The following is a 7390-nucleotide window of genomic DNA, read 5'->3' on the forward strand; positions in this document are numbered from 1 at the left end:
TATATCGGCGATTTCCCAAATATATCGACATCAGTAGCACCATAAGCATAAGAAAGAAGCTGCCCCAAAATATCTTTTGGAACAGCTTCTTCGTCCTACTTATATAAATCCTAATCCCCATACAAGAACGTATCCAAGAACCGCTAAGCAAACCGAGCCAATCAGCCCTGCCACGAATGCTTTACTTCCTAATTTACGGAAAGTTTTAAACTCTACATTTAAACCGAGCCCTGCCATCGCCATTGCGATTAGCATATAAGCAATGACAACAATGTACCCCGCAACAACTTCTGGAATAATCCCAAGCGAATGCACTGCACTCATTGCTAAAAACCCGAAGATGAACCATGGAATTGGAAGGTCGCGCCATGATCTTTTTTCCTCGCTACCTTCACTCTTACCAAACCATAATCCGATTAAAATCGCTACTGGTACAAGCATTGCAACGCGCGTTAGTTTCACGATAACTGCGATATCTACAGCCGTGCTTCCTCCTGGCGCCGCAGCCGCAATTACGTGAGCAATTTCATGCAGTGTCGCCCCTGAGAACACTCCATATCCGTATGGAGATAGGCCAAGCACTGGATATAATAACGTATAAATAAGCGTAAATATTGTACCTAAAATTGCAATGATCGCCGCTCCAACTGCTGTTTCGTCATCTTTTGCTTTCACTTGCGGTGCAATTGCCACGACCGCGGCCGCGCCGCAAATTGCCGTACCGCATGCTGTTAAAATCCCAAGTTTCTTTTCTACTTTAAATACTTTCGTTAGTCCGTATACAACAAAAATAGTAAATGTAATAGCAACCGCCGCGATGACCAATACTTTCGGTCCCGCCTTCGCAATATCAACAAGATTTAATCGCATTCCAAGTAAGATGATCCCAAAGCGCAGTAACTTCTTACTCGCAAAGTTCGTTCCTGCAATCGCATCATGAGGAACTCCAATTGCAGCGCGCCAAACCATCCCAATTAGAATAGCAATTACTAATTGTCCCATAATATTTAAAAATGGAAGCTCTGCTAAATATTTCGCGGCAATTGCGATTAATAATGTAATCCCAATTCCTTGCGAAAATCCAAAGCCCTTCTTCTTTTGTATAACAAGTGTTTGTTCCACCTTGTACCACCCCAATAATCGTATTGGAACATGCATGTTCTTTCTACTTACATTATAAGAGAGTTTCTATAATAAGTTTAATACCAATACCAAATCTCTATCATCAGAAATACTTATGATAAGATGATAGAAAAAGAAAGGAGCCCATTATATGAACGTAGATATTTTAAGAATTTTTGTTACTGTCGTTGAACAGAAACACTTCTCACGTGCAGCAGAATTATTAAACCTTTCACAGCCCGGAGTAAGTATGCATATACGCAACTTAGAAAACGAATTTGGCACTACACTTATTCAACGCTCCCCGAAGCACGTCCAAGTTACGGAAGCTGGAAACATATTATATATACATGCAAAGCAAATGCTCTCTCTTTACGAAGATGCTAAGCAAGAGATTAATGAACTACATAACGTTGTAACAGGAACACTTCGCATTGGTGCTAGTTTTACAATTGGCGAATACTTACTTCCAAAAATACTGGCTAACTATGCGAATGAAAATCCACACGTCGAAGTTCATACTTTCATCTCAAATACAGAAGACGTTTTGCAAAGCCTTCGCTCTAATCAAATTGATATCGGCCTAGTAGAAGGGCAAGTCATATACGCTGATGTTGACGTTGAAACGTTTATGCAAGATGAAATGAAGCTTGTCGTTCCGCCAAATCATCCATTGCTCCGCACAAATGAAATAAATGAAAGCACACTCCAAGATCAAGTATGGGTATTAAGAGAAAGTGGTTCTGGTACACGCGCTTATAGTGACCGCTTTATTCATCAACACCATTTAAAAATGAAACGATTCTTTACATTCAGTAGTATCCAAAGCGTAAAGGAAGCTGTTAGTGCTGGTCTTGGCATCGCTATACTTTCTGATTGGACTGTACGGAAAGAGCTACTAGCAAAAGAACTATTCCACATCGAAGTTCCAAATGAACAACTAATCCGTCCGTTCTCCATCGTGCGCGGCAAATATTTCATTCCATCTAAAGCCATTCAAGTGTTCTTAAATCATGTAAATTCTTTTGCGAAAAAACAGCATTGACCTTCACATTAGTGTGAAGGTTTACAATACATGTAAAAGGAGTGAAACACATTGCGAATTGGAGAATTATCAAAAGAAACTGGCGTTAGTGAAAGATCACTAAGACATTACGAAGAAAAGGGATTACTCCCTTCTAAGCGCCTTGCAAATGGCTACCGTGATTTTGATGAAAGTGCCATCGAAAAAGTGGAGCTTATTCAAATGTACTTACAAATTGGCTTAAATTTAGAAGAGACGGCAAGGATGCTGCGCTGCCTTGAAATTGAACCGCACCTGTACGGCAATCCGTGCAGCAGTATCCTTACGCTTTACGAAGATAAACTCAATGAAGTAACAAAGCAAATCACATTACTTTCCAACATCCAAACGAATTTGCAAAAACACGTTTCACTCCTAAAACAAGCAAAAGAAAAGGGATGATTACATGTTTGTTATACATGGCAGTTCAAGACAAAACGGAAATACGGAAGCTTTAACACATATGATGATCGATGGAATTGAAACAGAACAAATTTATTTACGTGATCACACAGTCTATCCTATTACAGATAAGCGTCATGATGCAGAAGGATTCCAACCTGTAAATGATGACTACGAGCAGTTAACCAAACGCATGTTAGAGCACGACACAATCATCTTTGCTACACCATTATATTGGTACGGAATGAGTGGACATATGAAAAACTTTGTTGATCGCTGGTCACAAAGCTTGCGCGATACATCTCTTCATTTCAAAGAAAAAATGAAAGGCAAAAAAATGTATGTTGTCATCGTTGGCGGGGACAATCCAAAGCTAAAAGCATTACCGCTTATCGCTCAATTCCAATATATCTTTGATTTTGTTGGTTCATCATTTGAAGGTTATGTTATTGGGGATGCGAATGGATTAGATGAAATCAAAAACGATGCTGAGGCGCTGGCAAAAGCACAATTGTATAATCATAAATTCAAAAATAGTAAATAGAAATAAGTTTGACAAACCCTTTTGTATACGCATACAATAAAAGTAATATTATGAAAGGAAGGTACTTTGACCAATGAAGTTCTAATTCTCTTATTTATTTCATCCATCACAAATAGTGAACAAAAATGATGAAAACTAGCAGGGGATTAGTCTGTCCATTTGTCGATACTTTCTTTCGAAACGATCATGTAAAAAATCGTTTATTTATATACGATTTTTTACATACAAGGGCGACGTTTATCCTCTCTAGTGAAACTAGGGAGGTTTTTTTATGACTATTTTATTCGCAAGTAATATTGAAAAGAGCTTTGGTGATCGCACACTATTTACGTTACCATCACTGGAAATTCAAGCACAGGATCGCATAGGTATTGTCGGAGTCAACGGAGCTGGTAAATCTACGTTATTACAAATATTAAGTAAAGAAATAGAAGCCGACAGAGGCATAGTAACTCATCATAGTTCTATCAGCATCATTCCTCAGCTTAGCGAGGAACTACCGGAAACTCCATCTTCCCTTGCAAAAGGAAAATGGAGTATTTCAAACGTTACCGACGTAATGAGCGGCGGTGAACGAATGCGGCTAAAGATTGCCCATGCTCTCGAACAAAATGCAGGCATTTTATTCGCTGATGAACCAACAAGCCACTTAGATATGGTCGGTACAGAGCAATTAGAAAAGGCACTTTCATCTTATAAAGGAGCACTTGTTTTAATATCGCATGATCGTGAATTTCTAGATAATATATGTACCAAAATTATTGAAATTGAAGACGGTATTATTCAAGAGTATAAAGGGAATTATTCCAACTATCGAAAGCAAAAAGAACGTGAACGAATACAAAAACAAGCAGAATATGAGCAATACGTACAAGAAAAAAATCGTTTAGAACAATCCATTTTACAAAAAAAGCAACGTGCTTCTAGCATGACAAAAATCCCAACACGGTTCAGTTCATCTGAATCTAAACTTTATAAATTAAGTGGGGCTCATGGCCAAGAACAGGTTAGTAAAGCAGCAAAAGCATTAGAGACACGTCTCGAAAAATTAGAAAAGAAAGAAAAGCCAAAGGATTTTTCTCAAGCTCAGTTTGACGTACAATACCATACACCCATTCATAGTAAGGTCGCAGTACAGTTCAATAAAGCAACAAAGAAAATAGGCGACCGCACACTATTTAAAAATATGAATGGAACTATTGTCCCTGGTGCAAAACTAGCTATTTTAGGGGCAAATGGAAGCGGCAAAACCACTTTGTTCAACATGCTTCTCACAAACGAGCGTGGCATGCAGCTATCGAAAAGTTGTAAAGTTGGATACTTCGAACAAACATTATCTATTTTAAAAACAGATAAAACCATTTTAGAAAACGTTCTAGAAGAAACAAACTATACGGAAGCATTCGTTCGCACAATACTTGCACGGCTTCTATTCCGCCGTGAGGATGTTCATAAACCTGTGCACGTTCTAAGCGGGGGTGAACGAATGAAGGTTGCACTCGCAAAAGTATTTTTAGGAAACTATAATATGCTTCTGCTAGATGAACCGACAAACTATTTAGACTTAGCAACGCAAGAAGAATTAGAAACCATGTTACAAGAATATCCTGGCACAATACTTTTCATTAGCCATGACCGTGCCTTTATTCGCTCTGTTGCAGACCATATTCTCCAAGTAGATGAGAGTGAACCAAGAATCTTCCACGGTAATTACGAGCAATACACAAAAAGAACAACCGGGAATTCTGTCAACATTACTGAACAAGAATTATTACGATTACAAACAAAATTAACAGAAATCATCGGCCGAATTTCCATTCCAAATCATCACGATGACATCACATCTCTCAACCAAGAATACGAAACATTATTAGTTCAAATACGGAAATGTAAAGAAGCGCTCTAATGTCTCCCCTATATATCGACAAGGCCTTCCACATTTCCCAAGAAATATTGAAACTTCGACATATAAAGTAAAAAGCCATGCATCAGCACGGCTTTTTACTTTTATATACGAACAGCAGTCCCGCTCACAGCAACCATTAGCATTCCTTCGCGAACTACTTCGTAATCCACGTCGATACCAACAATTGCATTTGCATTTTTTTGTCTTGCGAAAGTTTTCATTTCTTCCATTGCAATGTCGCGTGCTTCTTTTAATTTACTTTCATAAGCACCCGCACGACCGCCGACAACGTCACGGACAGAAGCGAAGAGGTCACGAACGATATTCGCACCCATAATCGCTTCTCCATTGACGATATCGATATACTCAATAATTTCTTTTCCTTGAATTGTAGACGTTGTTGTTACAATCATACTTTATAGCCTCCCATATGAGATTTTTACCTACTTATGGTGCACTAATTCAGTACAAATTATATTTACGAACTAAACTGAGCTTCGTATAACCTACTGTATCCTCCGCCTTGCTCAATTAATTCATCATGTGAACCTTGTTCTGCAATACCGTCTTTATTTACAACGACAATTCGATCTGCATTTTTAATCGTTGCAAGTCTATGAGCAATAACTAATGTTGTACGGCCGACAGATAGCTCAGCAAGTGACTTTTGAATTGCTAATTCTGTCTCTGTATCTAATGCAGAAGTTGCTTCATCTAATATTAAAATTGGTGGGTTTTTCAAGAACATACGTGCAATCGCTAGACGCTGCTTCTGTCCTCCTGAAAGTTTCACGCCGCGCTCACCGATAACAGTATCTAAACCGTCTGGTTGTGAGTAAATTAAATCTTCTAATTGCGCTCGTTTTACCGCCTGCCAAATTTCAGCTTCTGACGCCTTTAAATTTCCGTAAGCAATATTTTCACGAATCGTTCCTGAGAATAAGAACACATCTTGCTGTACAATTCCAATTTGCTTACGAAGTGAAGATAACGTCATATCTTTCGTATCAATACCATCAATTTGAATCGATCCAGACGATTGTTCATAAAAACGTGGGAGTAAACTACATAACGTTGTTTTCCCAGCTCCTGATGGTCCAACGAACGCAACTGTTTCCCCTGCATGTATCTTCAAACTAATATCATTTAAAATCGGTTCTTTTTTTTCATATCCGAACGTAATGTTGCTATATTGAATATCACCATGTACATGTTTAACTTCCATCGCATCTTTAGCGTCTACAATATCTGGCTCTGTTTCAAGAAGCTCTACATACCTTTTAAAACCAGCGATTCCTTTCGGATAGCTTTCGATTACCGCGTTAATTTTTTCAATTGGACGGAAGAAAATATTCGTTAATAGAACGAATCCGATAAATCCACCGTATGTTAATTCTCCTTGCAGAACAAACCATGTACCGCATATTAATACGAAGAGCGTTACGAGACGCATGAGCATATAACTAATCGATGAATTTAAAGCCATAATTTTATACGCCATTAATTTCGTTGTACGGAAACGAGCGTTGTTAACAGCAAATTGCTCTTTCTCAAACTTTTCATTTCCGAATGCTTGTACAACACGAATGCCCCCTACATTGTTCTCAATGCATGCATTAAAATCAGCAACATCTGAGAATAAACGTCTGAACGTACCTGTCATTTTTTTATTGAAGTAAAGCGCCAACCATAATAAGAATGGAATGACGAAGAACGTTAATAGCGCTAACTTCCAGTTAATCATCATCATAAATGAGAATGCCCCAACTAAAGTCATAATAGCGATAAACAAATCTTCTGGTCCATGGTGAGCAATTTCCCCAATTTCCATTAAATCGTTTGTAAGGCGTGAAATTAGATGACCTGTTTTATTATTGTCAAAAAATCTAAATGATAGCTTTTGAATATGATCAAATAATTTCTGCCTCATATCTGTTTCAATGTTAACACCGAGCATATGCCCCCAATATGTAACGACATATTGTAGACCTGCATTTAACATATAAACTGCCAATAAACCGAAACAAGCCCATAAAATAAGCGTCCAGTTTTGCCCTGGCAATAACTTATCAATAAATTGATTTACGATAAGCGGGAAGCCAAGTTCTAGTAATCCTGCGATAACTGCGCAAGAAAAATCGAGTATAAATAAACCTTTATACGGTTTATAGTACGAAAAAAATTTACGTAGCATATCCTACCCCCATTTTCCAAAATTAAAAAGACTCCCTAAATGATAACCATTATCAAATAATTATTCAAGTTATCCGTCTATGAAACTGAAAATAAGCTTTGCGATAGTTGTCGTGTTTTGCCGGAAAGTCGATATATTCGAATAACCGCCGATATATTT

At 38.0% G+C, this 7390-nt stretch carries 7 protein-coding genes; 4 read left to right on the forward strand and 3 right to left on the reverse strand.

Features of this window, described 5'->3' with window-relative positions; all coding sequences use genetic code 11:
• Positions 1-99 precede the first annotated feature (99 nt).
• Positions 100-1122 (reverse strand): YeiH family protein, encoded by a 1023-nt coding sequence (locus MR170_RS29215; protein ID WP_242310416.1) that lies wholly within the window; start codon positions 1120-1122, stop codon positions 100-102.
• A gap of 151 nt (positions 1123-1273) precedes the next feature.
• On the opposite strand from MR170_RS29215, the gene MR170_RS29220 reads away from it, so the two are divergent.
• The 4 genes from MR170_RS29220 (at position 1274) to abc-f (ending at position 5037) form a co-directional block, all read left to right on the forward strand.
• A complete protein-coding gene (locus MR170_RS29220; protein WP_242310418.1) occupies positions 1274-2167 on the forward strand; it encodes a LysR family transcriptional regulator in 894 nt (297 codons plus the stop codon).
• A 51-nt stretch (positions 2168-2218) separates the two neighbouring features.
• Positions 2219-2587 carry a MerR family transcriptional regulator gene (locus MR170_RS29225; protein WP_242310420.1) on the forward strand — a complete coding sequence of 123 codons (369 nt, stop codon included), beginning with the start codon at positions 2219-2221 and terminating at the stop codon, positions 2585-2587.
• Between the two features lie 4 nt (positions 2588-2591).
• Positions 2592-3131 carry a flavodoxin family protein gene (locus MR170_RS29230; protein ID WP_016079738.1) on the forward strand — a complete coding sequence of 180 codons (540 nt, stop codon included), beginning with the start codon at positions 2592-2594 and terminating at the stop codon, positions 3129-3131.
• A 271-nt stretch (positions 3132-3402) separates the two neighbouring features.
• Positions 3403-5037, forward strand: coding sequence for a ribosomal protection-like ABC-F family protein (gene abc-f / locus MR170_RS29235; protein WP_016079737.1), 1635 nt, complete (start codon positions 3403-3405; stop codon positions 5035-5037).
• Between the two features lie 101 nt (positions 5038-5138).
• Here the strand turns inward: abc-f and MR170_RS29240 are convergent, their stop codons facing one another.
• Both MR170_RS29240 and MR170_RS29245 read right to left on the reverse strand, forming a co-directional pair.
• Positions 5139-5450, reverse strand: a complete 312-nt coding sequence (locus MR170_RS29240) for a heavy metal-binding domain-containing protein (protein WP_000637523.1) — start codon at positions 5448-5450, stop codon at positions 5139-5141.
• 65 nt (positions 5451-5515) lie between these two features.
• Positions 5516-7231 carry an ABC transporter ATP-binding protein gene (locus MR170_RS29245; RefSeq protein ID WP_242310422.1) on the reverse strand — a complete coding sequence of 572 codons (1716 nt, stop codon included), beginning with the start codon at positions 7229-7231 and terminating at the stop codon, positions 5516-5518.
• Between the last annotated feature and the right edge of the window lie 159 nt (positions 7232-7390).

This window comes from Bacillus cereus group sp. BfR-BA-01524, from assembly GCF_022662595.1.
GTDB lineage: Bacteria > Bacillota > Bacilli > Bacillales > Bacillaceae_G > Bacillus_A > Bacillus_A thuringiensis_S.